We start from the raw sequence: 26390 nt of genomic DNA on the forward strand, positions 1-26390 counted from the left end.
ATTTTACTACGGATTACTGATGCTTAGGTCGCCAACAATATAAGAAATGACAAATTTTGCTTTATGTTCACTGGACTCATATCCAGGAGTTCTCCATACTAATTTGTTCATCATGCCGCTATCTTGTTCTCCAAGAAGATTAATCCGGCCGAAAAGAACCGATGCTTCAATCTCCACACCATAATCTTCCGGTAGTGTCAGGCGAACATTCCCCATAACTCCTTGCAGCAACACAATCGTTTGTTTCTCCTCCGGAATCGAGAGAGACAGATCTGCATTAACCTCACCCATGGCATGCCACAGGCTCATACTGCGTAACGTCCAGGATGATTGATCCCAGTAGTACCGAGCCATGAAATTCTGTTTCTTCATAACGCCTTCGTCCAGATGAATCTTTTTGTTATTTGAATAAAAGTAAGCTAAAGAAGCCAGTACAATCAAGAATACAATCATCAAATTATCCAGTAATAACAGTGCCGCACCAATACCAAGATATCGATAACCTTTGCGGGTATCCCCTTTGCGGACTTGAAGCATTCCAACCGTTAACAGAATCAGTGCGGCAGCGGTCAGCAAGTTAATATTCTGATTCAATAACATCATTGCACCAATGATCATAATGACAACTGCAAGCCATTTACTCTTTTTATTCATCCCCGCCGCACCTCCTCTGTAAGTTAATCTTCTCTTTATTCAACGGAAAAGCCATACCAGGCAATAAAGTCCTGTATGGCTTAACTTTTGTTCTACCAACCGTACGTTATACACGATTTATAGAATATCATATTGTCCACCGAGCGAACAGTTATTCTTTTGAAGTTCCGTTCGCTTCATTCTTGGAACCATTGCCCATTTTGTTTTTGAGGGCTTGCAATTGCTGATCCACTTTGAATTGCTTTTCCACATCTACAGGATTCGTGTACGTGGATGATGTGTTGCGATAAGGTGCACGAGCTACGTCAGCTTCAGCTTCCAGTTGCATGATTTTCTCTTCCATGCGGTGGAATCCTAATGATGCGCCGCCACTTTCGATCGAATGCAAGCTGTTGATGGAAGACATTTGTTTTTTAGCTTTTGCCATTTGTGCACGGGATACAAGTTCATTACGTTTGTTACGCATTTTGTAGAACTCATCTTTCATATCATGCAACTGTTGCAACAGATCTTTTGCTTGTGCTTCGGACTGTGCATGCAATTCGCTGTACTCCGTAATTTTTTGATCAAAGTAAATTTTCTCTTCCAGCAATTTGCGTGCCACTTCTTCCTGACCGTTAGCCAGAGCAGCTTCTGCTTGGGATTCACGTTGTACCGAAGTACGCTCCGCTTCATCCAGACGTTGTTTCATGCGGCGCTCATTCGCCATTTGTTTGGCAACAGTTACCTCTGCCTCATGAATCTCTGCCTCCATATCACGCAAGTACTGGTTCAACATTACAATCGGGTCTTCTACCTTATCCAACATATCATTTACCGATGCTTTCGTCATATCCTTAATCCGTTTAAATACTCCCATTTTACTTTTCTCCCTTCTCGTAACGAGATAATTTTTGGCGAAGCTCTTCAACTTCTTTTTTCAGTGCTTTTTTCTCAATATCTTTCATCATGGAATCAAGTTCACTTTCTTGCGGTGTTCCTGCTCCGTAGGCATTGTTGTCATAAGAACGCGAACCAGATTGAGGTCTGCCGTTGAATCCAGGGCCGGGACCGAAGTTACCAGGACCTTGTTGGTTGTGATTATTTTGAAAAGGACCTCTTGGTGGCTGGTGATCATAGTTGTTGTATCCTCTGCCAGGACCAGGACCTGGGCCCGGACCGTAGCCATATGGATCATATGGCGGATACGGTTCTTTTGGTACCACCAGTGCTGCAATAAAGTATATTAACAACGACGTGCCGCCAGTTACGAAAATACTGATGACGAAGATGATACGCAGCAGGGTGGAATCCATTCCGATGGTTTCGGAAATTCCGCCGCACAAGCCGGTTAACATCCGGTCACGCGTTGAGCGGTATAATTTGCTCATGTGCTTTCTCCTTTCGTTTACTTGTATCCTCTTACGTTGGAATCATAAGCATATGGATCAACGTGATTGGATTCCTTGGGTACCACCAACGCAGCGATGAAGTAGATCAACAATGATGTACCTCCCGTAGCGAAAATACTGATGAAGAAAATGATACGTAGCAGCGTAGTACTCAATCCGAGATTTTCAGAAATGCCGCCGATCAAACCTGTTAGCCTTCGATTACGCGCCGAGCGGTATAATTTACTCATTGTGACTACTCCTTCCTGTCATTGTTTAATTTCTGTTTTAAGCGCTCCAGTTCCTTATCCAGCGCAGAGGATGACATGCTGCCAGTCGCTCCTGAACCATCTTGGCCCATCCGCCGGATATCGCGGAGACTTTGTGCTTCATATTCGAGATCAGAGACTTGATCATCCAGTCGGTTAAACATACGGGGTACATTCTGACCGTTGTGATTGCCTCTCTGGTTCATACGTTGTTGTAACTGAATCGTCTGCATACGAGCGTAGTAATATTGACGTTTGCTGTATACATTCTGATATTCAACCTTCAGCTGGTCGATCTGTTCATCCAGCTCCTGTAATGCCGCATAACTTTGTGCATACAATTCATTGTACTGTTCCATTTTTTCCTCGTGGAGGATTTTCTCCTGCAAGGCCAGCTTAGCAAGATGTTCTTCCCCTGCTTTCAGAGCCATGGATGCCTGTTCTTCCCGTTTGTTCACCATACCTGCTGCCTGATCGGCTTGTTGTTTCATTTGTCTGGTATGGCTTGCATATTGATGACGAAGTTTCTCGGCTTCACCGATGTCTTGGCGGGTCGAGACCAGGAACTGATCAATCAGTTTGACTGGATCCTGACTTTGCTCCAAATGTTCGTTCAGATTGGCTACGGTAATATCCCGCATTCGACGAAATACACTCATTATGTTCTGTCCCTCCTTTTCATAATCGTGAAAGCTTAGTACCGACCACGACGACTGCGGTTATTGCTTAGCATTGAGATACCAAAGATGATTAACCCGATCGCGATGATCGGTCCGATCAACCATGCCAGTTTACCCATCAGTGAGATGATACCGATGATGAGAACAATCCAGCCAAGCATCACATTCCCTCGTTTAACTCCGTAGTATCCCAGTGCAATCATCAGGACCGGAATCAGATAACCCATTAAGTGTCCAAGAAGTGGAGTTAACTTTCCGAAGAGGAGTAGTGCACCCAGCGCAATCAATACAATCGCCCAGCCATTTCCCTTATTCAATCTCATAATTGTTGTTCACCGCCCTTTCCATTCGTTCCTTTTAATGTGTTGAGTCATTTGTTCGTTTGTTTCTTGTTTTTTTGTTTCCGTGTTTCTTGTTTAACCTTATGTCCTTATTCTAGGGGATTCCGCGACTTTTCAAAACAGACCGTGGACGGTTTTTCATCCTAGACTCAGGTCGGGGATCTAGTTGGACCTTTGACTGTCCCTATATAAGACCAACGTTCCACCTAAGCTGAATAGCACTCCAAGATACCTTCTATTACCCGTATACAGGCTCTACTTCACCCGATATCACCAGGTAGAGAGAATGATGTCCATGTCTCTATTTACGTTCACACTGCAATTTCGTTTCTCATGATTCCGTATTGGATAGTCAGTCCAAGCCGTTTCTCTAACCTTTTCTGCAAAATCATCTATCAGCAATCCCTTATCTCCACTTCTATACCCTCTCATAAAATTACTTATTTATCCAAATAAACAAAATTTAGATTGTTCTATATGTAAGCGTTTACTAAAATAGAAAGTGTTACTATTTCTAATGTCAGGGGTGGAACTGAGACTGTGCGACCAATCAGCTATCTCCATAAAATGATCATCTTCGGAATCCTGTTAAGCACCCTGCCCATTTTGTTAACGGGAATTGCCGCATTTATCTATTCATCAAACCAAACTGAGCTGCATCGTACGCAGGCCAACAGACAGTTGCTGGAACAAATGCAATCCAACGTAGAGCACAAACTTGCTACAGTCAGTTATATGCTTGATCAGGCCGTTCGCTCTCCAGTAACCCTCCGTTCCCTGTCTGCTTCTTCTTCAATAGAAGGGAAAGGACCTTTACTTGCCGACAAGCTGCAGAACGAATTTCAGAATATGAGGTCATGGGAACCTTTGTTAGATATTACCCTGGTGAATCAATCTCAGAATTGGCTTATTGATCATGCCGGATTATATCGTAATACGGATTTTCCACTGGCTCTTCCCATGAAGGAATTGATATCGGATACGCTAACCTCTGGATGGCAGCTCTCCCCTTCATCGGTGTTCAGTAATGATGAGCGTTCTCCCGGTACAGGCTGTATTTATCATATTGCTCTTGCGAGGTCTATTCCGAATCTGAATACGTCATCCGATGCTGCCTTGATTGCCGGAATTCCTGCATGCTCTTTGCAAAATACACTAGGAGAAGCCTCCATAGGCAATGTTGCCTCTGGACTGATCATTTTAAATCGGGAACAACGTATCTTGGTGCATCCCGATCCCGTATATATTGGACAACCATTGTCTGCAATTGGATTACAAGATCGTGATACGAATGGCAACATCACCAAACTATCATCCATCACATTTTCAACAGGCTTTGAAGAACGAGAAGTCAAGATCGCCGGTACACATTATTCCCTGACGTATAGCCCTTCTACCTTAAAAGGATGGACATATGTTCTAATCTCACCCACCAACATTTTGACACAGGAATATATCGATATCGGATTACACACCTTGTATATCAGTATCTTCTTACTTTTACTTTCATTATTACTCGCCTGGCTCGGCTCCAAGCGAATGCATGTCCCGATTCGTAAACTTTTAACCCAACTTGGTGACAACCACCTGTCCAAAGAAGGAAACACGGTAGCTCAGCAATCACCACCATTTTCTGATGAGTTCGAACAGATCAGAGCAGGGGTCTCACAATTATCTGCCTCTCGCTCCCAATTAGAGAACACACTAAATATACATCTGTTGCAGATTCGTACTCATTTTATGATGAATCTGTTCCAGGGTAAGATCCCTGTTCATACTCTTCATGACGCCCTGAATGAATATGGCTACACGCATCAGGTTCGGGAATGGCAACAAATTGCTGTTATTACACTACAGGCCGATCTTGTTAATCATACAAAATATAGAGCTAGTGATCGTGACCTCTTATTATTTGCAATTCAAAATATATTGGAGGAAACGGTTGTGCATAACCAACAATTGCTTCCCATTGTGCTGGAACATACGGTAGTCACGGTGATTGGCACCGTGGAACAGGATCAGTTTATTTTTTCACAGCAGCTATATGTATTAACAGACCAGTTACAACAACAGATGGATAAGATTCTAACTCTTCAAGTCAGTATAGGATTCAGCCAGCCGCACAGCTCTCTATATCACATCTCTCAAGCTTACACAGAAGCCATGGAAGCACTGAGGCATCGGATGAAGCTGGGAACAGGCATTATTTTTCAATATGAGAACATAGATCATTACGCTCCTACTTGGTCCATGACCTACCCGGAATCATTGGAATACTCGTTGATCCAAGCTATTCAAAATGCGGACGAAGTCCAGGCCTCTGCTCTTCTGCAGCAGCTGCTTGAAGTAATCTTTGGTATGGAGTGTACACCAGAGGAATATCAGGTGGCCCTTACGAGGCTGCTGACGCATATTTTGCAAATGACTCAGGAATCCGGTATACGACTCGGACTGATCTCCCAAGGCCATGGATCAATGTTTCATGAACTTCATGGTTTGCAGTACGCGGCTGAAGTAGAGGATTGGTTTAACCATCAAATCATCTTGCCTATCATACAAGTTTTCAAAGCAAGACAGTATGCCCAGTATCAACATATATCTGAGAAAATGATTGCCATGATTCATCAAGATTATGATAAGGATCTGACGCTTGAAGAATGTGCTATGAAGCTTCACTACAATGCCAACTACTTAAGCAGTGTTTTTCGCAAAGAGACAGGCTGTGCATTTAGTGAATACCTGACCAAGTACCGTTTCAACATCGCTAAAAAATGGCTAGATGAAAGTGATTTAACCGTTAAAGATATCGCAGCACGACTTCGGTACAACAATCCGCAAAACTTCATCCGATCATTTCGTAAATGGGAAGGAATCACCCCCGGCCAGTACCGGGAACGTAAGCAGAAAGCAGAAGTGTCCGATCGGAAGTAGAATACGTGTTTCGTGGTTTCATGTCTCGTTTTTCCGTTGTCTCGATATTTGAACTCAGCATTGGTTTAGCCGGCGTACAGATCCTTGATCTGACTTTACAGCCCAAGTAACCGACGATTTGATTTAGTACGGTCGATTAATTATTGGCTACAAAAAAAGAGGGAGCAAATATTCTGCTCCCTTCACTTACAACCTCACTCCTATAATCTTAACTTCATATGTTTCATACGTACATCTTTTTGCGCAACGTTGTGATGCTTCCTGGCGCCATCTTAGACGTTAGACTACGTTGTCCGTCTCGATTCCTGATCCTTAGAACACGTACCAAGCTTATACGATTTATCGCTTATCCTTGGTACGAAATGTTTTCATATTTGGCTGTTATGCAAAATCATTTTTATAAAATAAAAATAAACCTACAAATTGCTTATGCAATCTGTAGGTTTATTCAATATACCGGCGAGAGGACTCGAACCTCCACGGTTTCCCACTCGATTTTGAGTCGAGCGCGTCTGCCATTCCGCCACGCCGGCATATACTGGAGGCGCCACCCAGATTCGAACTGGGGATAAAGCTTTTGCAGAGCTGTGCCTTACCACTTGGCTATGGCGCCATATTTTGGAGCGGACGACGGGAATCGAACCCGCGACCCTCGCCTTGGCAAGGCGATGCTCTACCGCTGAGCCACGTCCGCATAATGGCTGGGGATATAGGATTTGAACCTATGCATGACGGAGTCAAAGTCCGTTGCCTTACCGCTTGGCTAATCCCCAATAAAAAATGAAAAAACAAAGGGGCGATCGAGGGGAATTGAACCCCCGAATGCCGGATCCACAAACCGGTGCGTTAACCACTTCGCCACGACCGCCACAAAAGGTTATGTTTCTAAAAAGTTAATTGGCAGGGGCAGCAGGAATTGAACCCACACCAACGGTTTTGGAGACCGTTGTTCTACCTTTAAACTATGCCCCTAAAAACTGGTGGAGGATGATGGATTCGAACCACCGAACCCGTACGGGAGCAGATTTACAGTCTGATGCGTTTGGCCACTTCGCTAATCCTCCAGGATTACATGGTGCCGGCGAGAGGACTTGAACCCCCAACCTACTGATTACAAGTCAGTTGCTCTACCAGTTGAGCTACACCGGCATATTAAATTGTAAATTGTTTTAAAAATGGTGGCTCGGGACGGAATCGAACCGCCGACACGAGGATTTTCAGTCCTCTGCTCTACCGACTGAGCTACCGAGCCATAATAAAGTCTAATCTCATTTCCTTACACTTTATATAGGGCATCAGTGCCATACAGCAGATGTAGTGAACAGTTTGCCTCATGTAAAGATTAAATGGCGGAACCGACGGGATTCGAACCCGCGATCTCCTGCGTGACAGGCAGGCATGTTAGGCCAACTACACCACGGTTCCAGATCACTTTCTCAAAGGAAAGTATAATTGCGGGGGCAGGATTTGAACCTGCGGCCTTCGGGTTATGAGCCCGACGAGCTACCGGGCTGCTCCACCCCGCGTCGTTATAAAGTTTATATGGTGGAGGCTGAGGGGATCGAACCCCCGACCCTCTGCTTGTAAGGCAGATGCTCTCCCAGCTGAGCTAAGCCTCCGTTTTCAACACATTTATGATCATACCATAATCTTGTTGTAAAAATCAACTTCTTTTTTTGAAGTTATTATGACCCGTAGGGGATTCGAACCCCTGTTACCTCCGTGAAAGGGAGGTGTCTTAACCCCTTGACCAACGGGCCTTAATATTATGGCGGAGAGAGAGGGATTCGAACCCTCGAGACGCTTGTGACGCCTACACGATTTCCAATCGTGCTCCTTCGGCCAGCTCGGACACCTCTCCATATGGCTCCCCGAACAGGGCTCGAACCTGTGACAACTCGATTAACAGTCGAGTGCTCTACCAACTGAGCTATCAGGGAATATGCTTCAGAGATCGTTCTCTGAAAACTAGATTCGAAACGAAACATGCGAATTACAACTTGCTAATTGGATAAGCCCTCGACCGATTAGTACTGGTCAGCTCCATGCATTGCTGCACTTCCACCCCCAGCCTATCTACCTCGTCGTCTTCAAGGGGTCTTACATACTGGGAAATCTCATCTTGAGGGGGGCTTCACGCTTAGATGCTTTCAGCGTTTATCCCGTCCGTACATAGCTACCCAGCGGTGCTCCTGGCGGAACAACTGGTACACCAGCGGTACGTCCATCCCGGTCCTCTCGTACTAAGGACAGCTCCTCTCAAATTTCCTACGCCCACGACAGATAGGGACCGAACTGTCTCACGACGTTCTGAACCCAGCTCGCGTACCGCTTTAATGGGCGAACAGCCCAACCCTTGGGACCTACTTCAGCCCCAGGATGCGATGAGCCGACATCGAGGTGCCAAACCTCCCCGTCGATGTGGACTCTTGGGGGAGATAAGCCTGTTATCCCCAGGGTAGCTTTTATCCGTTGAGCGATGGCCCTTCCATGCGGTACCACCGGATCACTAAGCCCGACTTTCGTCCCTGCTCGACTTGTAGGTCTCGCAGTCAAGCTCCCTTATGCCTTTGCACTCTTCGAATGATTTCCAACCATTCTGAGGGAACCTTTGGGCGCCTCCGTTACTCTTTAGGAGGCGACCGCCCCAGTCAAACTGCCCACCTGACACTGTCCCCGTACCGGATTACGGTACCAGGTTAGAACCTAGATACGATCAGGGTGGTATCCCAACGTTGCCTCCACACAAGCTGGCGCTCATGCTTCAAAGGCTCCCACCTATCCTGTACAGATCGTACCCAAATTCAATATCAAGCTGCAGTAAAGCTCCATGGGGTCTTTCCGTCTTGTCGCGGGTAACCTGCATCTTCACAGGTATTAAAATTTCACCGGATCTCTCGTTGAGACAGCGCCCAAGTCGTTACGCCATTCGTGCGGGTCAGAATTTACCTGACAAGGAATTTCGCTACCTTAGGACCGTTATAGTTACGGCCGCCGTTTACTGGGGCTTCGGTTCACAGCTTCGGATTGCTCCTAACCACTCCCCTTAACCTTCCAGCACCGGGCAGGCGTCAGCCCGTATACTTCGCCTTACGGCTTCGCACAGACCTGTGTTTTTGCTAAACAGTCGCTTGGGCCTTTTCACTGCGGCCCCCTCGTGCTATTCACACTACCGGGGCACCCCTTCTCCCGAAGTTACGGGGTCATTTTGCCGAGTTCCTTAACGAGAGTTCTTCCGCGCGCCTTAGAATACTCTTCTCGCCTACCTGTGTCGGTTTGCGGTACGGGCACCATCACCTGGCTAGAGGCTTTTCTTGGCAGTGTGAGATCATGACCTTCGCTACTACAATTTTCGCTCCCCATCACAGCTCAGCCTTAATGATGTGCGGATTTGCCTACACATCAGCCTTACTGCTTAGACGGACATCCATCAGTCCGCGTCACTACCCTACTGCGTCCCCCCATTGCTCATAACGGCTTACGGTGGTACAGGAATTTCGACCTGTTGTCCTTCGACTACGCCTTTCGGCCTCGCCTTAGGTCCCGACTTACCCTGAGCGGACGAGCCTTCCTCAGGAACCCTTAGGCTTTCGGCGGATCAGATTCTCACTGATCTTTTCGTTACTCATACCGGCATTCTCACTTGTATAATGTCCAGCGCTCCTTACGGTACACCTTCAACCCTTATACAACGCTCCCCTACCCCTGATGCAAAGCATCAAGCCATAGCTTCGGTGGTGTGTTTAGCCCCGTTACATTTTCGGCGCAGAGTCACTCGACCAGTGAGCTATTACGCACTCTTTCAATGGTGGCTGCTTCTAAGCCAACATCCTGGTTGTCTGTGCAACTCCACATCCTTTTCCACTTAACACACACTTGGGGACCTTAGCTGATGGTCTGGGCTGTTTCCCTTTTGACAATGGATCTTAGCACTCACTGTCTGACTCCCGGAAGTAAGTCTATGGCATTCGGAGTTTGACTGAGCTTGGTAACCCTTGCGGGCCCCGCACCCAATCAGTGCTCTACCTCCACGACTCTGTTTTCCGAGGCTAGCCCTAAAGCTATTTCGGGGAGAACCAGCTATCTCCGAGTTCGATTGGAATTTCTCCGCTACCCCCACCTCATCCCCGCATTTTTCAACATGCGTGGGTTCGGGCCTCCAGTGCGTGTTACCGCACCTTCACCCTGGACAGGGGTAGATCACCCGGTTTCGGGTCTACGTCCACGTACTATATCGCCCTATTCAGACTCGCTTTCGCTGCGGCTCCGGCTCTTCACCTTAACCTTGCACGGGAACGTAACTCGCCGGTTCATTCTACAAAAGGCACGCCATCACCCCTAAAACGGGCTCTGACTTTTTGTAAGCACACGGTTTCAGGTTCTATTTCACTCCCCTTCCGGGGTGCTTTTCACCTTTCCCTCACGGTACTGCTTCACTATCGGTCGCTAGGAAGTATTTAGCCTTGGCAGATGGTCCTGCCGGATTCATACGGGGTTTCACGTGCCCCGCACTACTCGGGATCCGTCTCGGAGGGAACAGACTTTCAACTACAGGGCTTTTACCTTCTTTGGCGGGCCTTTCCAGACCTCTTCGCTTAACCGGTTCCTTTGTAACTCCATGTGAGACGTCCCACAACCCCAAAGAGCAAGCTCTCTGGTTTGGGCTTCTCCGCGTTCGCTCGCCGCTACTGACGGAATCACTATTGTTTTCTCTTCCTCAGGGTACTTAGATGTTTCAGTTCCCCTGGTATGCCTCTGCATAACCTATGTATTCAGTTATGAGTAACTGGAAATTACCCCAGCTGGGTTTCCCCATTCGGACACCCCCGGATCAAAGCTTGCTTACAGCTCCCCGAGGCAGTTTCGTTGTTCGCCACGTCCTTCATCGGCTCCTAGCGCCTAGGCATCCTCCGTGTGCTCTTAGTAGCTTAACCTCGTGCTCCGGTTTCGACTGCTCGCTTCCCTTGTTTTGCTTGCGCAAAGCCAAAAGTCGCTCCCATTCGATACCATCGTACGTGCAATCTACCTTATAAAAACACTTCACTTGTTTACACAAGATCAGCTTAAAGGAATGTTCTAATTCGCGTTTGTTTCGTTTCGATATCTAGTTTTCAAAGAACAAGCTCCATGCAAAAGCAAGCTGTTTGAGAGTTTGAGCTCTCAAAACCGAACAACGAGTGAGTGTTTTGCAGCTAAGCTGCGTATTTGAATGTTTCCGTTGCAGGAAACGATTCTCCATAGAAAGGAGGTGATCCAGCCGCACCTTCCGATACGGCTACCTTGTTACGACTTCACCCCAATCATCTATCCCACCTTCGGCGGCTGGCTCCTTGCGGTTACCCCACCGACTTCGGGTGTTATAAACTCTCGTGGTGTGACGGGCGGTGTGTACAAGACCCGGGAACGTATTCACCGCGGCATGCTGATCCGCGATTACTAGCAATTCCGACTTCATGCAGGCGAGTTGCAGCCTGCAATCCGAACTGAGACCGGCTTTGTTGGGATTGGCTCCATCTCGCGATTTCGCAGCCCGTTGTACCGGCCATTGTAGTACGTGTGTAGCCCAGGTCATAAGGGGCATGATGATTTGACGTCATCCCCACCTTCCTCCGGTTTGTCACCGGCAGTCTATCTAGAGTGCCCATCCGAAATGCTGGCAACTAAATATAAGGGTTGCGCTCGTTGCGGGACTTAACCCAACATCTCACGACACGAGCTGACGACAACCATGCACCACCTGTCTCCTCTGTCCCGAAGGAAAGATACATCTCTGCATCGATCAGAGGGATGTCAAGACCTGGTAAGGTTCTTCGCGTTGCTTCGAATTAAACCACATACTCCACTGCTTGTGCGGGTCCCCGTCAATTCCTTTGAGTTTCAGTCTTGCGACCGTACTCCCCAGGCGGAGTGCTTAATGTGTTAACTTCGGCACCAAGGGTATCGAAACCCCTAACACCTAGCACTCATCGTTTACGGCGTGGACTACCAGGGTATCTAATCCTGTTTGCTCCCCACGCTTTCGCGCCTCAGCGTCAGTTACAGCCCAGAGAGTCGCCTTCGCCACTGGTGTTCCTCCACATATCTACGCATTTCACCGCTACACGTGGAATTCCACTCTCCTCTTCTGCACTCAAGTCACCCAGTTTCCAGTGCGATCCGGGGTTGAGCCCCGGGATTAAACACCAGACTTAAATGACCGCCTGCGCGCGCTTTACGCCCAATAATTCCGGACAACGCTTGCCCCCTACGTATTACCGCGGCTGCTGGCACGTAGTTAGCCGGGGCTTTCTTCTCAGGTACCGTCACCTTGAGAGCAGTTACTCTCCCAAGCGTTCTTCCCTGGCAACAGAGCTTTACGATCCGAAAACCTTCATCACTCACGCGGCATTGCTCCGTCAGGCTTTCGCCCATTGCGGAAGATTCCCTACTGCTGCCTCCCGTAGGAGTCTGGGCCGTGTCTCAGTCCCAGTGTGGCCGATCACCCTCTCAGGTCGGCTACGCATCGTCGCCTTGGTGAGCCGTTACCTCACCAACTAGCTAATGCGCCGCAGGCCCATCCCCAAGTGACAGATTGCTCCGTCTTTCCAGTTCTCTTCAGGCGAAGAAAACAACTATTCGGTATTAGCTACCGTTTCCGGTAGTTGTCCCAAACTTGAGGGCAGGTTGCCTACGTGTTACTCACCCGTCCGCCGCTAACTGTCAGAGAAGCAAGCTTCTCTTCAAGTCCGCTCGACTTGCATGTATTAGGCATGCCGCCAGCGTTCGTCCTGAGCCAGGATCAAACTCTCCAATAAAGTATTGAAAAGAGCGATAAGCTCATTTTGAATCTGACGAGATTAAAAATCTCATTTGTGCTCCAGTCGATTCAAGCCAAGGCTTGTCTCAAACTTTCGCGTTCATTCTGCAAGCAGAATGTTTACTCACTCGTTGTTCAGTTTTCAAAGATCAAACACGATTTGTTTTACTCTTCTTTCGTCTCAACCAAGTTTCGGCGTCGACTTAAATAATGTATCACATTTCGTTTGTTTTCGTCAAGAACTTTTTTTAATTTCTTTTTTTGAAGCTTTAATTCTCTACTTTTCCTCTAAAGAATTTATCGTTTGTTGGCGATAAGCTCGTTTGAGGAACGAAATATAATGTATCATATATCACGAATAAGAGTCAACAATTTTTTATAAATTATTAAACAAACAAAAAAGGAAGGTTTCCCCTCCCTTATGTGATTCATATAATGCCAAGCTATTGGAGATTATTATGCCTCAATCCAATACCGAATTTCCCGGCCCTCTCCTCCGATCGATGGCCATCCTGCAGATTCTTTTACAATAGAACGAAAGACCAGCTTGCGTATAACCAAAGGCAGATCTTCTCGAACAAACCTTAACTGCGGATGATGAACAAGTTCATTCATGCTCCACGGCTCCTTGCGACTTCTCAACACACGCAGCAGCAGTTCTGAACATTCACTCATTTTGGACATTACGGAAAACTCACAAGCAAGCAGGACAAGCTCTACTCGCTGCTCCAGCGTCTCGGAGCTTACGGTAAGCTCCTGATACAGTTTCCATAAAGCACGATCCAGATTCTGTACATGAGTCCACACGGCATGATCCGGATATATCCCCTGTTCAATTAATACAATTCTTGCCCAGTTTCCCAGAGCCTCTAATACATTGTAGTAGGCGTCTACAACATGCCCTTCCTGGATATGACGCTTGGCCTCCACATACATTCTCAAGAAACTGGTGAATTCATGAAGCAGCTTCTGTTCACGCAATTCTGTCCCAAAGGCAGACAGTTCTTCTCGTAAATCACTTAAGGTACTGTCCGCTTCCCAGATAATCTCACCTTCAATCAGACACTGAGTGAGATTATTATGATTCCCGGTAACGACACTACTCTGTAACTCATGACGGCTGGCATAGATCATTTGATAACGAAGATCACCATATCTGTAATGTCCCACCGTCGACTTCAATTGGTCATCATTATGAACAACAAGTACTAATAATTCAAAATCTTGAACTAGGGAGCCGTGGAATCGCTCTCCCGGGTGGGAATAAGCGATAGCCCCAACTGCCCCCGTCTCTTCCGACTGTTCGGACAAAAAAGCAAGGTTCTTTAATTCCACGATTCCCTCCATACATTTCATGGCAGATAAGCGCCAAGTCAGTTATAATGTAATTCTACATCCAGACTGAAGTTTCCTTCTTTTCCAGGTCCGATACTACTCATACGATAGGAGCATTTTTCATGATTTTTAAATCAGCAAAAATTAATGCTTTTCGCACTTGGGGATTACTGCTGACCATGCTAGGTATGGGCCTAATGATACTGGGAACAGCCGGGATTGTATTCTGGGGACATGCAGGCAAGGTATTCGCAGCTGTAGGACTTGTCATCGGACTGATTGCCATGATGGCCAGCCTCGCCATCTATTTCTGGGCTGGCATGCTCTCTACCAGCGCTGTACAAGTCGACTGCCCGGAATGCGGGAAGTTAACCAAAATGCTGGGCAAGACGGATCGTTGTATGTTCTGTCATACCATCCTCACTCTTGACCCTAATAAGGCCAATACGACCAGTCAACAAGTGAAAGCGCCTTCTACAACAGTTCCCCCCACCGAAGGATAGTACGAATTGATCTCCAACCGCTAGATGTCTTTCACCTTAACTTCATTGAAGAACAAAAAAAAAGGCCCGGTATGTCTACCGGACCTTTTTTGACTTTGGTTTATAAATGTCACCCTTGTTACTGTTATAACTAGCTAAGATACGAAGTTAAGTTATAAGTCCTACGGCCAATAAACGTTAAATTGCACGTATGATAGTATCAAACGGGAACAACTTTTGAATCTACGAAGTAAAACAAGGAAAGCGTTGATTCAATACCGGAGCCAAAGGATTTTATTTCTGGTAACCAGCCTGCTTCAATATCTCCCACGCAGAAGCATTGGCAAAACTGCGATTCCACGCCGCTACTCCGCCCAGCTTCAACGAAGCAATCAAATCCACACGCGCCTGAAGGGACACGGCATCTTCGATCCATATTTTCTTGGTAGCTCCGTCTTCTTCATATTCCACGTAGTTCTGTCCACTTGCCTGATCCAGTTCGGGTTTGAGTTTCTTTTCTTGAATCAGATCTACAATGGTATTCATGCCTACCGCTTTGGAAGACACCTTAACCTCCCCTTGATCGTTCGTCTCTTCCGTCCAGATCCGGGTATAGAGTGGAACAGCCATGATCAACTTGTTAGAAGGTACTTCATCCTCCTCAAGTATGCGTCTCATGGAAGCCTCAGTCCATGGAAGGGACGCTACCGAACCCGCCTTGGGACTAGCCGCCCAATGTTCATCATAGGCCATCACAATAACATAGTCTGCAAAAGAACCTAATGCACGGCGATCCAGAAAGGCAGACCACATCTCACTGTTGGATTTTGGTGTTACATCGATTGATAACATCAATCCATGTATGCGTGCCATCGCCTTGATCTCACGCACAAATTGCGTAATATTCGGCCCGTCATCTGTATACACGTTCTCAAAGTCGATGTTGATACCGTCCAACTGATACGTCTGTGCATACTCTAACATCTGCTCGATAATATGAGTTCGTGTCTCATAAGAAGCTACGGCTTCTTTGGTAATGTCCGGGTCAAAGCTGTTATCCATAAGTCCCCATACTTCCATACCGGAACGGTGGGCCCAGTTCACATAAGCTTGGTTTCCCTTGCTTTTCACAGTGCCCTGTCCATCCGTAATATGAAACCATGTGGGGCTAACCACATTCACACCAGGCATTTTACCGATAGAGCCCACATCAGGCTGACGATTATACACGGCTTCCCAAACCAGGTTTACCGGTTTATTCTGCCACTTCTTCTCTGCTGCAGTCAGCGTATACTTGGGTATGTCCACCTTCTTTTTCTCGGTGAGCGCAATATAATCATTACCTACGTATCCGGCATATCCATTATCGAGTTGAACAAAACTCTGTTCTTCCCCCGTCTGCCATACACGTACTCGGGCATTCTTTTCCATATCGGCAATGATTGGTGAGGATTCTCCCCCACGTTTATATAACGGCACCGTTTTGTCCGCTTTGGATGATAACGTATCAATCTCTGCATACTGTATCATGTCTCCTCCGCGCATCAGCAGCACAGCACCTGTTACCGAATCTTCCTGTATAGCTATGCCGTATACTTCCTTCAAAGGTTTGAGCGGAATGTATGCTTCTCCATCCTTAACCTCTGGCTTAACCGTCATAGGATAATCTTTATGATTCAGTTCTGCTTGTGTGCTACCCTCTTTCATATGAAGAACTCGCTGAGGGGAGGCAATAATGATATCTCCCGACTCTGGTTCATAACGTATGCCCGCATCAATCGCCTCTTGCAGCACCTTCACAGGTAACTTGAGTTGATCTCCTGTACCCGAAGCATCTCCGTCCATCAGTTGCCCATCCACAAAAATAGGCTGGTTTCTCCCTACCCAATCGGGGTCTTCATGAGTCTGATTCAACCATACATTCGTTATAAGCCAGTAAGCACCCCCAGCGATCAGACAAACCCCGAGAAAACCGGGCCAAAATGAACGTCGCTTCTGACCTGTATATCTGCTTTTTCTACCCAAAAACGTCTACCTCCGTTAATTATGCTGAATCTTAAGGATGTGCGCATAAGTTGTTATAGAAATGAGCATTTTGCATAAATGCTAAAAAAAAAGCGCGAAGAATCCATACTGAATTCTACACGCTAATATTGTAATTCAACTCTCTTAATCCCTGCAACTTTTACAAACGCCATATACTTCCAATCGGTGACCGTGTACTTCAAAACCCGTACTAGATTCCGCTTGAAGCTCTACACTTTTGAGTGAAGGATAGCTGAAGTCTTCAATCTTGCCGCATTGATCACAGATAACATGATAATGATCCGTCACATTGGCATCGAAGCGGCTTGAATTATCTCCGTATGTCAATTCCCGGACCATGCCAGCTTCCAGAAACATCTTCAAATTGTTATATACCGTCGCCACGCTCATACTGGGAAATTGGGGTTCAAGGGCTCGGTAAATTTCATCGGCTGTCGGATGCCCCATGGATTCCATCAGATAGTTCAATATGGCATGACGCTGGGGTGTAATACGGACACCAGTCGTTTTCAGATGCTCCAACGCATGTTGGACACGTGTTGCCATAAAACCCACCGCCTTACCTTTCATTCTCTGTTGAAGAGTATATTGCTGGCTCCCTGTACAGAGTTGATTCCCGGCCATTAACAACGACAACACATCTTTCGTGTCGTGTAATCTTGCCAGTGTACATTTATTGTACGGCGATTACAAGTTTATTGTCAACGCGGCGGTCAAGGAACCTCTGTAGAATCCTCCTGGGAATTTGCTTCGTCTTCGGTTGTCTGTTCCAGATTCTCAGCTTCATCTTCAGACTCCGGTGTAACTATTTCAGGCGTAGACACGGCCGGGTTGCTCTGAATGGTGAGATCACTGTTGCCTTCAATTTTCACCCTGTACTCGCCCTCACCGAGCTGGCCTTCTATCGTTTTATTCTGTACTTTGAAAGGCAAATCCGTGATTAAATCTCCATAACTGCTGGAACCAGCAAGACTGTAGTCGCCCCGATCAGGCAGTAGCACGTTAATGGCACCTACAGCACTGTAAACATCCCAGTCACCTCCGACTTTGGCAGATACGATGTTAATACTGCCATTGAGCGATTGAGCCTTGATTCCCAGGTTGGCACCATCCAGCGTAATATTGCCGTTACGTGTCTCTGCCGTGAATTCGCCAACAGAGTCTGCAATACTGATACTTCCCACTTGTGTGGTCAGTTCGACATCACCGGAAACGCCGCGGGCTTTCATGTCTCCACGGTTACTATCAAGGTCTACATTACCAATGGCATTAGCTACGATGACATCTCCGTTTAACGTTTTGCCCGAAATATCTCCAACGGCATTGGTAATCCGGATCCGTCCGTTACCCGTTTCGGCAAATATGGTACTAATGGCTTCCGGACGGTTTAACAATATGGCCCCATTGGAAGTTCGAATATCCAGATTAAAGCGACGATCATCCGGAATCGTTATGGTGATATTCATCCGTGGCTGCGTTTTTTCATTTTCTCCATACGTCTTGCCTGTAGCTTTGATATGAATTACTTTCGTACCATCGGTCTCCACAAAAGAGGCATCTGCTACGGCCTTCGCCTGTACTTCCGTCGTCTGATCTACCCAGATAACTGTTCGTACTTCAATCTCCTCCGTGTCTCCCCGTTGCACCGAGATATCCCCGTTCACACCTTCGACCACAAGATCTGACGTATCCATACCAACAGGAACACGAATCGTGCCCTTATCCTCCATATATCCTGCAGCTTGACTGTAGTCCATGGAAGCCGCTCCGAGATTTAGACTCACTCTATTCCATAAGTGCATGTAGTGATCCTGCTCAGTAACAATAAATACAGAAGCCGCCAAAATCAATGAGGTCAGAATACCTTTCGCATCGGGTCTGAAACGTACTTTTATTGGTTCATCAGGATTACCTGGATTATTCGATTGCACCTTTTTTCTTCTGCGTGTCCACAGGAACAGCACAATATATTCCACGCCTAAAACAACGAGCAAAAATGGCCACCAGTCCACCATCTCATATACATAGTCAGTTCCCCACCGTTTATCCAAAATCAACAGCACACCGACCGCTATGATTAAGGCGGCAGCCGTATAGCGGCCAACCCGGACTTTACGGTTCATCACGTTCCCCCCTTGTATCGTTTCAACTACATTTTTTTCTTATTTAACATAACCCAGAACTCACGCCCGAACAGAAGCAATCCTCCTACGATCATAAGAATCGCAAAGGAATACCCGCCATACATGGCGAGGATCTCTTGGAACCAGCGTGGTTTACGGAAGAACAACACCATCAAAGACCCTCCCACAATCAGAAGTAATCCGAACGATATGCCTCTCTCCCAGACCATCATTGCATCTCGTGTAGAACGTTCATTGGATATCGGCTTGTCCGAAGTTGTCTGGGTTACTGCTCTACGTCTGCGCATCATGACCCAATCCGCAGATTGCAGCACATCATATACATTGTAAAAGTAAATAACCGGAATACATAAAGCCAGCAAGATGAGCATTGGCACATTGATCTGTATACCAATGGATGAGAAGTACAACACTGCTGACAGATCAAGCAAAACAAGCAGCATAAAGGTCAAACCTCTCATGTATAATCTCAGATAAATATGGCCCAAGCCTGGAATAATGGCACTCAATAACCCTGCAATAAATTTATGAGTCCGATTCCTGACCGGTTTGTTCTGAACTGTACTGGTTTTTTTGTTCGATTGACGTCTCCGTTTCATAACATACTCCTCTCTTCTGAACTGACCTTCCGCTCTTCATGCATTTGGTTAGATAGTACCCTAAAGAGCAAGGAGAGTAACTGGAAGAAATATGGATATGACCAAAAACCCTCCGGCACTGCTGGCCTGGGGAGGGTTCTAATTCATTTATTCGATCGACACTTTGGTAACGTGTTCCCACTGTCTTAACTTGGATACCAGGCCTACTGTTTTGAAATCATGCGGTACCTGCACATGCAGCACAATCTCAATTTTGCGTTCAACCGATATCATCTCTGCATAAGCCAGGTCCTGTTCATTCACCGTAATTTTACGAATTTTTATCTTCTCCTGCTCCATACATGAAGACAGCTGTTCCAGGAAACCGGGTTCTGACAAGGTATGAAGTGTAACGACATGCAGTTTGTTCCCTCGTAGATACCTTAACTCTAATTTGTTAAATACCCAGAGGTTAAGCAATACCAGAACGGTGGATACGATAGAGGCAAAGAAGAATCCCGCACCTGCCGCGAGCCCAATGGCTGCAACAACCCAGATTGAAGCTGCCGTAGTCAATCCGGTAATGGATTTTCCCGTGAAGAGAATAGTCCCTGCTCCCAGGAATCCGACACCAGTAATTACAGCAGTAGCCAGACGCGCTGGATCGATCCTTACATTTAATTCATTAGCAAAATCTTTAAAGCCATAAACAGACAACATCATAATCAGTGCAGAACCAAGACATACCAGAATATGGGTACGCAAACCGGCGGCATGATTGGACCGTTCCCGCTCTAATCCTACGAGCCCTCCAAGCAGCATGGCCAGTAATAATCGTAATAAAATGTGCCACTCATCAATGAACCAGGGATCGCCCAAAGTCGGTATTCCTCCTCGAAGTTGTTAATATGATTAAAGTTTATTCTTGTGAAAAGTCGTTAATTCCACTCCAGGTGCAATCTGTGTGACTTCCACGGGCTTAAAACCGAATTGGGTATACAGATTCACAGCGGGTTGATTCAGCGTTCCTGTGGAGACGATATAGCGTGGAAGATCCGCATGCTGTTCCAACACATACGTCATCAAAGATGCAGCAATTCCCTTGCGAAAGTGATCCGGGTGCACCATCATTCGTGTAATGGTCAGTGCGTTCTCCTCTTCCTCTGCTACAGCGACAGCCCCGATAAGCTCCCCGTCATCATGGATACAACCATAAAAGCTCTCTCCACAATCCCGAAGTGTCTCCATCGTATCCATCAAAGGAGGAATTTCCTGAAATCCGATGATCTCGGCTTCCAATCGATAGGCAACATGTTGAAGTCTCCATAACTGTCCCAACGTCTCCAGATCACTTAGTGACAATGGTTGAATGTTCATATCCGTTCCCCCGTCCGAAATACATTTGTGTCCATAATAACAAAAAGAGGCTGTCACAGGGACGAGCCTCTTTCTGTCCGGCCTAACCGGAAGGATTAGCGGTTCAGTACATCTGCAAGCAGTTGGTTGGCCAGGGCGGGATTCGCCTTGCCTTTGCTTTCTTTCATAACCTGACCTACGAGGAAGCCAATAGCTTTCTGTTTACCGGCTTTATAGTCTTCCACCGATTGAGGATTATTCGCCACAACCTGCTCAACAATGGCAAGAATGGCACCTTCATCACTAATCTGCACAAGACCCTTCTCTTCAACGATCTGCTGTGGAAGCTTGCCGCTCTCCAGCATTTCCTTGAATACCGTTTTGGCGATTTTGCTGTTGATTGTGCCCTTCTCAAGCAAGCCAATCATCTCACCCAAGCCTTGACCTGTCAGTGGAACTTGAGTCACTTCAAGGTTGCTCGTATTCAGGTACCCCAGCAAGTCGCCCATGATCCAGTTGGATACGGACTTCGCATCCTGAGTGTATTTCAGACTATCTTCAAAAAGATCTGCCACAGCTTTGGAGGAGGTAATAACCTCTGCATCATAGCTAGGCAATCCATAATCAGCCGTATAACGTGCCTTGCGCTCGTCTGGAAGCTCAGGTATGGTAGCTCTGATCCGCTCTTTCCAGGCTTCGTCAATATGCAAATTCACCAGATCCGGGTCCGGGAAATAACGATAGTCATGCGCTTGTTCCTTGCCACGCATCGACAGTGTTTTCCCTTGAGCTTCGTCCCAACGACGCGTCTCCTGAACCACTTCACCGCCATCATCCAGAATTTCAGCCTGACGATATTGTTCATATTCCAGACCACGCTGAACACCACGGAAGGAGTTCATGTTCTTCAGCTCGGCTCTTGTTCCCAGCTTCTCCTGTCCATGTGGACGCAAACTGATGTTGGCGTCACAACGCAGTGATCCTTCTTCCATCTTCACGTCCGACACATCACAGTACTGCATGATCGCACGCATTTTTTCAAGATACGCACGCGCCTCTTCCGGAGAAGAAATCTCAGGTTCGGATACAATCTCAACGAGTGGCGTACCGACACGGTTAAAGTCCACCAAAGAAGCGTATCCGCCATCGATATGCGTGAGCTTCCCTGCATCTTCCTCCAAGTGAAGACGCGTGATGCCGATTCGTTTCGTTTCACCATTCACTTCAATATCAATCCAGCCGTTCTCACCAATCGGTTGATCGAATTGCGAGATCTGGTAGGCCTTTGGTGAATCGGGGTAAAAGTAGTTTTTACGGTCAAACTTGCTGACATCAGCGATCGTACAATTCAGGGCCATCGCTGCCTTCATTGCGTAGTCTACCGCCTGACGATTCAGTACAGGCAGTACGCCTGGATGTCCGAGACAGACTGGGCAGGTATGCGTGTTCGGCGGAGCTCCAAAAGCTGTGGAGCAGCCACAGAAAATTTTGGAGTTCGTATGCAACTCCACGTGGACTTCAAGTCCAACGACCGTTTCATATTTAGATGCGGACATTTCTATATTCCTCCGTTCCGGGCAGTCTACAGCTGCGGACGCTGCTTATGGAATTCTGTATTTTGTTCAAACGCATGCGCTACACGCAATACGGTTGTTTCATCAAAGGCTTTACCGATAATCTGCAGGCCAACAGGTAATCCATCCGAGAATCCGCATGGTATGCTAACAGCAGGTACACCAGCCAGGTTAACGGGAATCGTCAAAATATCGTTCAGATACATCGTAAGTGGATCATCCACCTGTGAACCCAGTTTGAACGCTGTAGTTGGCGCAGTTGGTCCGATAATCACATCATATTTGGCAAATACATTGTCGAAATCCTGTTTGATCAATGTACGTACTTTCTGTGCTTTCAGATAATAGGCATCATAGTAACCCGAGCTGAGTGCATACGTTCCGAGCATGATACGTCGTTTCACTTCGGGACCAAAGCCTTGGCTGCGAGACTGATGGTACAGATCCAGCAAGTTATCCGGATTGTCAGCACGCACGCCATAACGTACACCATCAAATCTAGCCAAGTTGGAAGAAGCCTCTGAAGAGGCAAGCAGGTAATACGTAGCCACTGCATATTCGGTATGCGGAAGGGATACTTCTTCCCATGTTGCCCCGAGCCCTTCAAGAACTTTCAATGCAGACAGTACTGTCTCTTTCACTTGTGGATCTACGCCTTCACCGATGTATTCTTTCGGAACGGCAATGCGAAGCCCTTTGACATCACCTGTCAGTCCGCTCAAATAATCCGGAATCTCTACTTTTGCAGATGTCGAATCTTTGGCGTCATATCCAGCAATGGCTTGCAAAACATAAGCAGAATCTTCAACATTTTTCGTCAAAGGTCCAATCTGATCCAGGGATGAGGCAAATGCCACCAAACCAAAGCGGGAAACCAGTCCATATGTCGGCTTCAATCCTACAACACCACAATACGAAGCAGGCTGTCTGATGGAGCCACCTGTATCTGATCCGAGCGTGAAGTATGCTTCTCCCGCAGCCACAGCCGCTGCAGAACCACCACTGGAGCCTCCTGGAACACGATCCAGTGCCCATGGATTTCGTACAGGGGAGAAGCTTGAATTCTCATTGGAACCGCCCATGGCGAATTCGTCCATGTTGAGTTTACCAATAGTTACGGTGTCCGCGGCTTTCAATTTCTCGACAACTGTCGCATCATACACCGGGTCGAAATTACGAAGAAACTGGCTACCACACGTCGTGCGCAGTCCGTTTGTAACGATGTTATCCTTGATACCTACAGGCAAGCCGAAAAGCAAACCTTTCTCCTCGCCGCTAACCAGACGGTCATCCAGTTGACGTGCACGAGCGCGTGCTTGTTCTTCATCCAGTGCCAAATACGCCTTAACTTTATCGTCATGCGCGCCAATGTTCTGATACGCCTGATCCACCAGATCGCTGACCGACAGCTCTTTGGCATGCAGCTTGTTATGTAACTCAGGCAACGATTGTTCAAATAAACTCACAGTTTTTGTCCTCCTTCCGATTATCCGTTATTCCATTACAGCAGGCACTTTAAACTGCCCGTCTTCTTCTTCCGGTGCATTGCGCATCACCTGTTCAATCGACAGGCTTTCTTTGGTCTCATCATCACGCATGACATTGCTTACGTGCAGAACGTGAGTGGTGGGCTCGATGTCTTCTGTATCCAGCTCATTCAGCTTTTCTGCATATTTTAAAATCGCGTTCAGCTGACCTGTCAGGGTCTGTTCTTCTTCAGCAGTCAAGTTGAGCCGGGCCAGCTTGGCCACATGCTGAACGTCATTATTCGAAATACTCATTAGCGGATGCCTCCTTCATTCGTTCTGATTCCCGTAACGACCTGAAACGAATCGCTCGTTTAACGGGCTAAAGTCTCAAGATAACTTTTTTCATTATAGGTGAGATAGTTCGACAATTCAATGCATATGACCTGACTGACTTGTGTGAAGCTAAAAACGAACTTATAAAATAAAAAAGAGCCGGCATCAGCCGACTCTTAAAATTCTAAATCCATGCACGCAGATTAACCTGCTTTATAAAATCCGCCTGTGACATAACATCGTTCGCGGGTTCTTCTTCCTCTTCCACAACTTGAAAATCTCCATTCATCAGATGATGAAACAGTTTCTCATTGTGTGTCGCAAGGGCGTAATCTATCAACGCTTCTCGCTCGACCCGCTCAGCTTCCTGCTTCAGCAGAACCTCTTCCAGATCGATGTCGCCGGATGGAACAAAAAAGTTCCGGTTCACCTGCGGCACTCGAAGCACGTAATCGAACGCATTGTCCGGATTCCGGTCATAAGCGATGACGAAACCATATTCCCCTACAGGAAGATTCTGCTCAAACGAATCCGCGACGATGACAACCTTCTCTCCTAATCGCAGCATCGTCTAACCTCCTAGTAGTCTATCTTTTTATTATTTGTATAGTCTACTAGAAAAGAATAACGATGTCTAGGAATACTAGAATTAAACAACATATTTGTGCAAAATCTTTTTTTCCATTTTTAAAATGATGCTATTTCTGCTTTCGTGCACCTGGTTTGCGCTAGTTAATACGACAGGCTCTGCAAGAAACGTTCAATGTGATCAAAAAAAAAATTAAACCCGACAATTTCCCGGGCAATCAGACTTCATTCCGGTAATCTTGCAGCTTGTCGAACCACGGTTGGTTGCGGGCTCCGTTTCGTAATACACGACTCGTCCATATATTCTGCTGAGAATTCATCCCTTCACTGGTCACACTAGGGTTATGTATTGAAGCTCGCTCAGTACCTTTTTCTCTTTTTCCACTTTCTATTATGCGACGGTTTTCTTCAATAATCGGATACTCGACACGCTGTCCCAACGGAATAACTCTTGTTTTCTCCACTTTGATATTCCCCGCTCTCATGATCTACTATTTTCTTAAACTCATCATTTCTAAACAATCTGTGTTTGCTGCTAACTTGCTATTGGTCTCAAACTGGCTTGTGATGAAGCACATCATGTATCTCTATGTAGGGTAAAACAGGCTGATTCTGTGATAAAAAAGGGGCTGAAAACAAAAAAAGAACGCAAACCGGGTATAGACCACAGTCTGCGTGCTTCGCAAGGTTGGGTGTTTCTTGGTAATGCTTCAGTTAGATGATGCCTTAACGCTTGTAACAACTAATTGCTATTCTAATGAAAAAGTTGTCACTTGTCCAGACTTTCTTCACATATCATGTCGGATTATCTTGCGGACACGTAAGGATTGTTCTGTTTCTCATAACCAATAGTCGTTTTGGGGCCATGACCTGGATACACTTTCACGTCATCAGCAAAGGTGTAAAGCTTGTTCTGGATCGAATCAATCAGATCCCGTTCACGCCCTCCTGTCAGGTCCGTTCTGCCCACACCCATGCGGAACAGCACATCACCGGCAAACAGATCGTTATCACAAAGCAAACTTACACTGCCTGGTGAATGTCCAGGTGTATGGAACACTTTAAACGTATGTCCAATCAGATTCAGCTTCTGCCCTTCGTCCATGGCATATTCAGCAGGATCTGTCGAAAGCGGTGGTGTCGCCTGCGGCCAATTCAAAGATCCATTTAATTTCGGGGTTGTCAGCCAGTCACTCTCCAAATCATGAAGATAAACGGGACATCCCTTCAATTTACGGATCTCATCTACCCCACCCATATGATCAAAGTGAGCATGAGTCAGGAGAATGGCTTCGATCTCCAAGTCTTGAATCGCCTTAAGTAGCGGCCCTGGATTCATGCCCGGATCAATAATGACAGCTTTACCCGGGTCATCTCCTTGTAGGAGATACGCATTGGTTTGAAGCGGGCCAAGTGTAAACGTGCGAATGTTAAGCATATCGGC

General features: G+C 46.6%; 21 protein-coding genes, 15 tRNA genes and 2 rRNA genes. 2 read left to right on the forward strand and 36 right to left on the reverse strand.

Annotated features, from left to right (window positions below; all coding sequences use genetic code 11):
* Positions 1-6: 6 nt before the first annotated feature.
* The 6 genes from liaF to MHI06_RS24830 all read right to left on the reverse strand — a co-directional run bounded on the left by liaF (position 7) and on the right by MHI06_RS24830 (position 3296).
* Positions 7-654 (reverse strand): cell wall-active antibiotics response protein LiaF, encoded by a 648-nt coding sequence (gene liaF / locus MHI06_RS24805; protein ID WP_169480680.1) that lies wholly within the window; start codon positions 652-654, stop codon positions 7-9.
* 151 nt (positions 655-805) lie between these two features.
* Positions 806-1513: a PspA/IM30 family protein gene (locus MHI06_RS24810; protein ID WP_124117409.1), complete on the reverse strand. Its 708-nt coding sequence runs from the start codon at positions 1511-1513 to the stop codon at positions 806-808.
* Between the two features lies 1 nt (position 1514).
* Positions 1515-2024 (reverse strand): PspC domain-containing protein, encoded by a 510-nt coding sequence (locus tag MHI06_RS24815; protein ID WP_169480681.1) that lies wholly within the window; start codon positions 2022-2024, stop codon positions 1515-1517.
* Between the two features lie 17 nt (positions 2025-2041).
* Entirely contained in the window at positions 2042-2275 is a 234-nt protein-coding gene (locus MHI06_RS24820) for a PspC domain-containing protein (RefSeq protein WP_047841334.1), read from the reverse strand.
* A 5-nt stretch (positions 2276-2280) separates the two neighbouring features.
* A complete protein-coding gene (locus tag MHI06_RS24825) occupies positions 2281-2952 on the reverse strand; it encodes a PspA/IM30 family protein (RefSeq protein ID WP_169480683.1) in 672 nt (223 codons plus the stop codon).
* A gap of 35 nt (positions 2953-2987) precedes the next feature.
* Positions 2988-3296: a hypothetical protein gene (locus MHI06_RS24830; RefSeq protein ID WP_017692311.1), complete on the reverse strand. Its 309-nt coding sequence runs from the start codon at positions 3294-3296 to the stop codon at positions 2988-2990.
* 558 nt (positions 3297-3854) lie between these two features.
* Here MHI06_RS24830 and MHI06_RS24835 point away from each other — a divergent pair.
* Positions 3855-6245 carry a helix-turn-helix domain-containing protein gene (locus MHI06_RS24835; protein WP_340399446.1) on the forward strand — a complete coding sequence of 797 codons (2391 nt, stop codon included), beginning with the start codon at positions 3855-3857 and terminating at the stop codon, positions 6243-6245.
* A gap of 454 nt (positions 6246-6699) precedes the next feature.
* On the opposite strand, the gene MHI06_RS24840 is transcribed toward MHI06_RS24835, so the two are convergent.
* From MHI06_RS24840 to MHI06_RS24925, 18 genes are all read right to left on the reverse strand, one after another.
* A tRNA-Leu gene (locus tag MHI06_RS24840) sits at positions 6700-6778 on the reverse strand.
* A 6-nt stretch (positions 6779-6784) separates the two neighbouring features.
* Positions 6785-6858: transfer RNA gene (locus MHI06_RS24845), tRNA-Cys, on the reverse strand.
* A gap of 6 nt (positions 6859-6864) precedes the next feature.
* Positions 6865-6939 (reverse strand) — tRNA-Gly (locus MHI06_RS24850).
* Between the two features lie 4 nt (positions 6940-6943).
* A tRNA-Gln gene (locus MHI06_RS24855) sits at positions 6944-7018 on the reverse strand.
* 22 nt (positions 7019-7040) lie between these two features.
* Positions 7041-7113 (reverse strand) — tRNA-His (locus tag MHI06_RS24860).
* 30 nt (positions 7114-7143) lie between these two features.
* Positions 7144-7217: transfer RNA gene (locus MHI06_RS24865), tRNA-Trp, on the reverse strand.
* A gap of 6 nt (positions 7218-7223) precedes the next feature.
* A tRNA-Tyr gene (locus MHI06_RS24870) sits at positions 7224-7309 on the reverse strand.
* Between the two features lie 9 nt (positions 7310-7318).
* Positions 7319-7394 (reverse strand) — tRNA-Thr (locus tag MHI06_RS24875).
* Positions 7395-7421: 27 nt separating this feature from the next.
* Positions 7422-7497, reverse strand: a tRNA-Phe gene (locus MHI06_RS24880).
* A gap of 95 nt (positions 7498-7592) precedes the next feature.
* Positions 7593-7670 (reverse strand) — tRNA-Asp (locus tag MHI06_RS24885).
* A 27-nt stretch (positions 7671-7697) separates the two neighbouring features.
* Positions 7698-7771, reverse strand: a tRNA-Met gene (locus MHI06_RS24890).
* 17 nt (positions 7772-7788) lie between these two features.
* Positions 7789-7864: transfer RNA gene (locus tag MHI06_RS24895), tRNA-Val, on the reverse strand.
* A 69-nt stretch (positions 7865-7933) separates the two neighbouring features.
* Positions 7934-8005: transfer RNA gene (locus MHI06_RS24900), tRNA-Glu, on the reverse strand.
* A gap of 9 nt (positions 8006-8014) precedes the next feature.
* Positions 8015-8106 (reverse strand) — tRNA-Ser (locus MHI06_RS24905).
* Between the two features lie 3 nt (positions 8107-8109).
* Positions 8110-8185 (reverse strand) — tRNA-Asn (locus tag MHI06_RS24910).
* A 67-nt stretch (positions 8186-8252) separates the two neighbouring features.
* Positions 8253-11179, reverse strand: a 23S ribosomal RNA gene (locus tag MHI06_RS24915).
* Between the two features lie 307 nt (positions 11180-11486).
* Positions 11487-13039, reverse strand: a 16S ribosomal RNA gene (locus tag MHI06_RS24920).
* The 16S and 23S rRNA genes sit together here with 15 tRNA genes alongside, the layout of an rRNA operon.
* Before the next feature lie 458 nt (positions 13040-13497).
* Positions 13498-14376: a nucleotidyltransferase-like protein gene (locus MHI06_RS24925; RefSeq protein ID WP_340399447.1), complete on the reverse strand. Its 879-nt coding sequence runs from the start codon at positions 14374-14376 to the stop codon at positions 13498-13500.
* Between the two features lie 122 nt (positions 14377-14498).
* Here MHI06_RS24925 and MHI06_RS24930 point away from each other — a divergent pair, with 122 nt between their 5' ends.
* Entirely contained in the window at positions 14499-14879 is a 381-nt protein-coding gene (locus tag MHI06_RS24930; protein WP_169481499.1) for a DUF2614 family zinc ribbon-containing protein, read from the forward strand.
* Positions 14880-15152: 273 nt separating this feature from the next.
* Here the strand turns inward: MHI06_RS24930 and MHI06_RS24935 are convergent, their stop codons facing one another.
* The 12 genes from MHI06_RS24935 to MHI06_RS24990 all read right to left on the reverse strand — a co-directional run bounded on the left by MHI06_RS24935 (position 15153) and on the right by MHI06_RS24990 (position 26384).
* Complete coding sequence (locus MHI06_RS24935; protein WP_340399448.1) at positions 15153-16883, reverse strand: glycosyl hydrolase family 18 protein; 1731 nt, start codon at positions 16881-16883, stop codon at positions 15153-15155.
* A 144-nt stretch (positions 16884-17027) separates the two neighbouring features.
* Positions 17028-17450 carry a peroxide-responsive transcriptional repressor PerR gene (perR, locus tag MHI06_RS24940; protein WP_026081471.1) on the reverse strand — a complete coding sequence of 141 codons (423 nt, stop codon included), beginning with the start codon at positions 17448-17450 and terminating at the stop codon, positions 17028-17030.
* 167 nt (positions 17451-17617) lie between these two features.
* Positions 17618-19027, reverse strand: coding sequence for a DUF4097 family beta strand repeat-containing protein (locus MHI06_RS24945; RefSeq protein WP_340399449.1), 1410 nt, complete (start codon positions 19025-19027; stop codon positions 17618-17620).
* 26 nt (positions 19028-19053) lie between these two features.
* Positions 19054-19647 carry a hypothetical protein gene (locus MHI06_RS24950; RefSeq protein WP_340399450.1) on the reverse strand — a complete coding sequence of 198 codons (594 nt, stop codon included), beginning with the start codon at positions 19645-19647 and terminating at the stop codon, positions 19054-19056.
* 147 nt (positions 19648-19794) lie between these two features.
* Positions 19795-20505: an MgtC/SapB family protein gene (locus MHI06_RS24955; RefSeq protein WP_076333552.1), complete on the reverse strand. Its 711-nt coding sequence runs from the start codon at positions 20503-20505 to the stop codon at positions 19795-19797.
* Between the two features lie 33 nt (positions 20506-20538).
* The gene (locus tag MHI06_RS24960; protein WP_340399451.1) at positions 20539-21003 is read right to left on the reverse strand and encodes a GNAT family N-acetyltransferase; all 465 of its coding nucleotides are present in this window, start codon (positions 21001-21003) and stop codon (positions 20539-20541) included.
* 95 nt (positions 21004-21098) lie between these two features.
* On the reverse strand, positions 21099-22538 hold the full coding sequence (gene gatB, locus MHI06_RS24965) for an Asp-tRNA(Asn)/Glu-tRNA(Gln) amidotransferase subunit GatB (protein WP_036667996.1): 1440 nt from the start codon (positions 22536-22538) through the stop codon (positions 21099-21101).
* A 26-nt stretch (positions 22539-22564) separates the two neighbouring features.
* Positions 22565-24022, reverse strand: a complete 1458-nt coding sequence (gene gatA, locus MHI06_RS24970; RefSeq protein ID WP_036667997.1) for an Asp-tRNA(Asn)/Glu-tRNA(Gln) amidotransferase subunit GatA — start codon at positions 24020-24022, stop codon at positions 22565-22567.
* 27 nt (positions 24023-24049) lie between these two features.
* Entirely contained in the window at positions 24050-24337 is a 288-nt protein-coding gene (gene gatC, locus MHI06_RS24975; protein WP_076333553.1) for an Asp-tRNA(Asn)/Glu-tRNA(Gln) amidotransferase subunit GatC, read from the reverse strand.
* A 205-nt stretch (positions 24338-24542) separates the two neighbouring features.
* Positions 24543-24926, reverse strand: coding sequence for a hypothetical protein (locus MHI06_RS24980; RefSeq protein ID WP_017692297.1), 384 nt, complete (start codon positions 24924-24926; stop codon positions 24543-24545).
* Positions 24927-25164: 238 nt separating this feature from the next.
* Positions 25165-25410: a hypothetical protein gene (locus MHI06_RS24985; protein ID WP_340399452.1), complete on the reverse strand. Its 246-nt coding sequence runs from the start codon at positions 25408-25410 to the stop codon at positions 25165-25167.
* A 341-nt stretch (positions 25411-25751) separates the two neighbouring features.
* On the reverse strand, positions 25752-26384 hold the full coding sequence (locus MHI06_RS24990; RefSeq protein WP_340399453.1) for an MBL fold metallo-hydrolase: 633 nt from the start codon (positions 26382-26384) through the stop codon (positions 25752-25754).
* Positions 26385-26390: the final 6 nt, after the last annotated feature.

This window comes from Paenibacillus sp. FSL H8-0079 (assembly GCF_037991315.1).
Classification (GTDB): Bacteria; Bacillota; Bacilli; order Paenibacillales; family Paenibacillaceae; genus Paenibacillus.

Coding starts and splice junctions, on each gene's coding strand:
- MHI06_RS24815 (WP_169480681.1), bottom strand. CDS start 2,024: ATGAGCAAATTATACCGCTCAACGCGTGACCGGATGTTAACCGGCTTG.
- MHI06_RS24960 (WP_340399451.1), bottom strand. CDS start 21,003: ATGAACATTCAACCATTGTCACTAAGTGATCTGGAGACGTTGGGACAG.
- MHI06_RS24810 (WP_124117409.1), bottom strand. CDS start 1,513: ATGGGAGTATTTAAACGGATTAAGGATATGACGAAAGCATCGGTAAAT.
- gatC (WP_076333553.1), bottom strand. CDS start 24,337: ATGAGTATTTCGAATAATGACGTTCAGCATGTGGCCAAGCTGGCCCGG.
- gatB (WP_036667996.1), bottom strand. CDS start 22,538: ATGTCCGCATCTAAATATGAAACGGTCGTTGGACTTGAAGTCCACGTG.
- perR (WP_026081471.1), bottom strand. CDS start 17,450: ATGGCAACACGTGTCCAACATGCGTTGGAGCATCTGAAAACGACTGGT.
- MHI06_RS24945 (WP_340399449.1), bottom strand. CDS start 19,027: ATGAACCGTAAAGTCCGGGTTGGCCGCTATACGGCTGCCGCCTTAATC.
- MHI06_RS24820 (WP_047841334.1), bottom strand. CDS start 2,275: ATGAGTAAATTATACCGCTCGGCGCGTAATCGAAGGCTAACAGGTTTG.
- MHI06_RS24950 (WP_340399450.1), bottom strand. CDS start 19,647: ATGAAACGGAGACGTCAATCGAACAAAAAAACCAGTACAGTTCAGAAC.
- MHI06_RS24990 (WP_340399453.1), bottom strand. CDS start 26,384: ATGCTTAACATTCGCACGTTTACACTTGGCCCGCTTCAAACCAATGCG.
- MHI06_RS24930 (WP_169481499.1), top strand. CDS start 14,499: ATGATTTTTAAATCAGCAAAAATTAATGCTTTTCGCACTTGGGGATTA.
- MHI06_RS24980 (WP_017692297.1), bottom strand. CDS start 24,926: ATGCTGCGATTAGGAGAGAAGGTTGTCATCGTCGCGGATTCGTTTGAG.
- liaF (WP_169480680.1), bottom strand. CDS start 654: ATGAATAAAAAGAGTAAATGGCTTGCAGTTGTCATTATGATCATTGGT.
- MHI06_RS24825 (WP_169480683.1), bottom strand. CDS start 2,952: ATGAGTGTATTTCGTCGAATGCGGGATATTACCGTAGCCAATCTGAAC.
- MHI06_RS24830 (WP_017692311.1), bottom strand. CDS start 3,296: ATGAGATTGAATAAGGGAAATGGCTGGGCGATTGTATTGATTGCGCTG.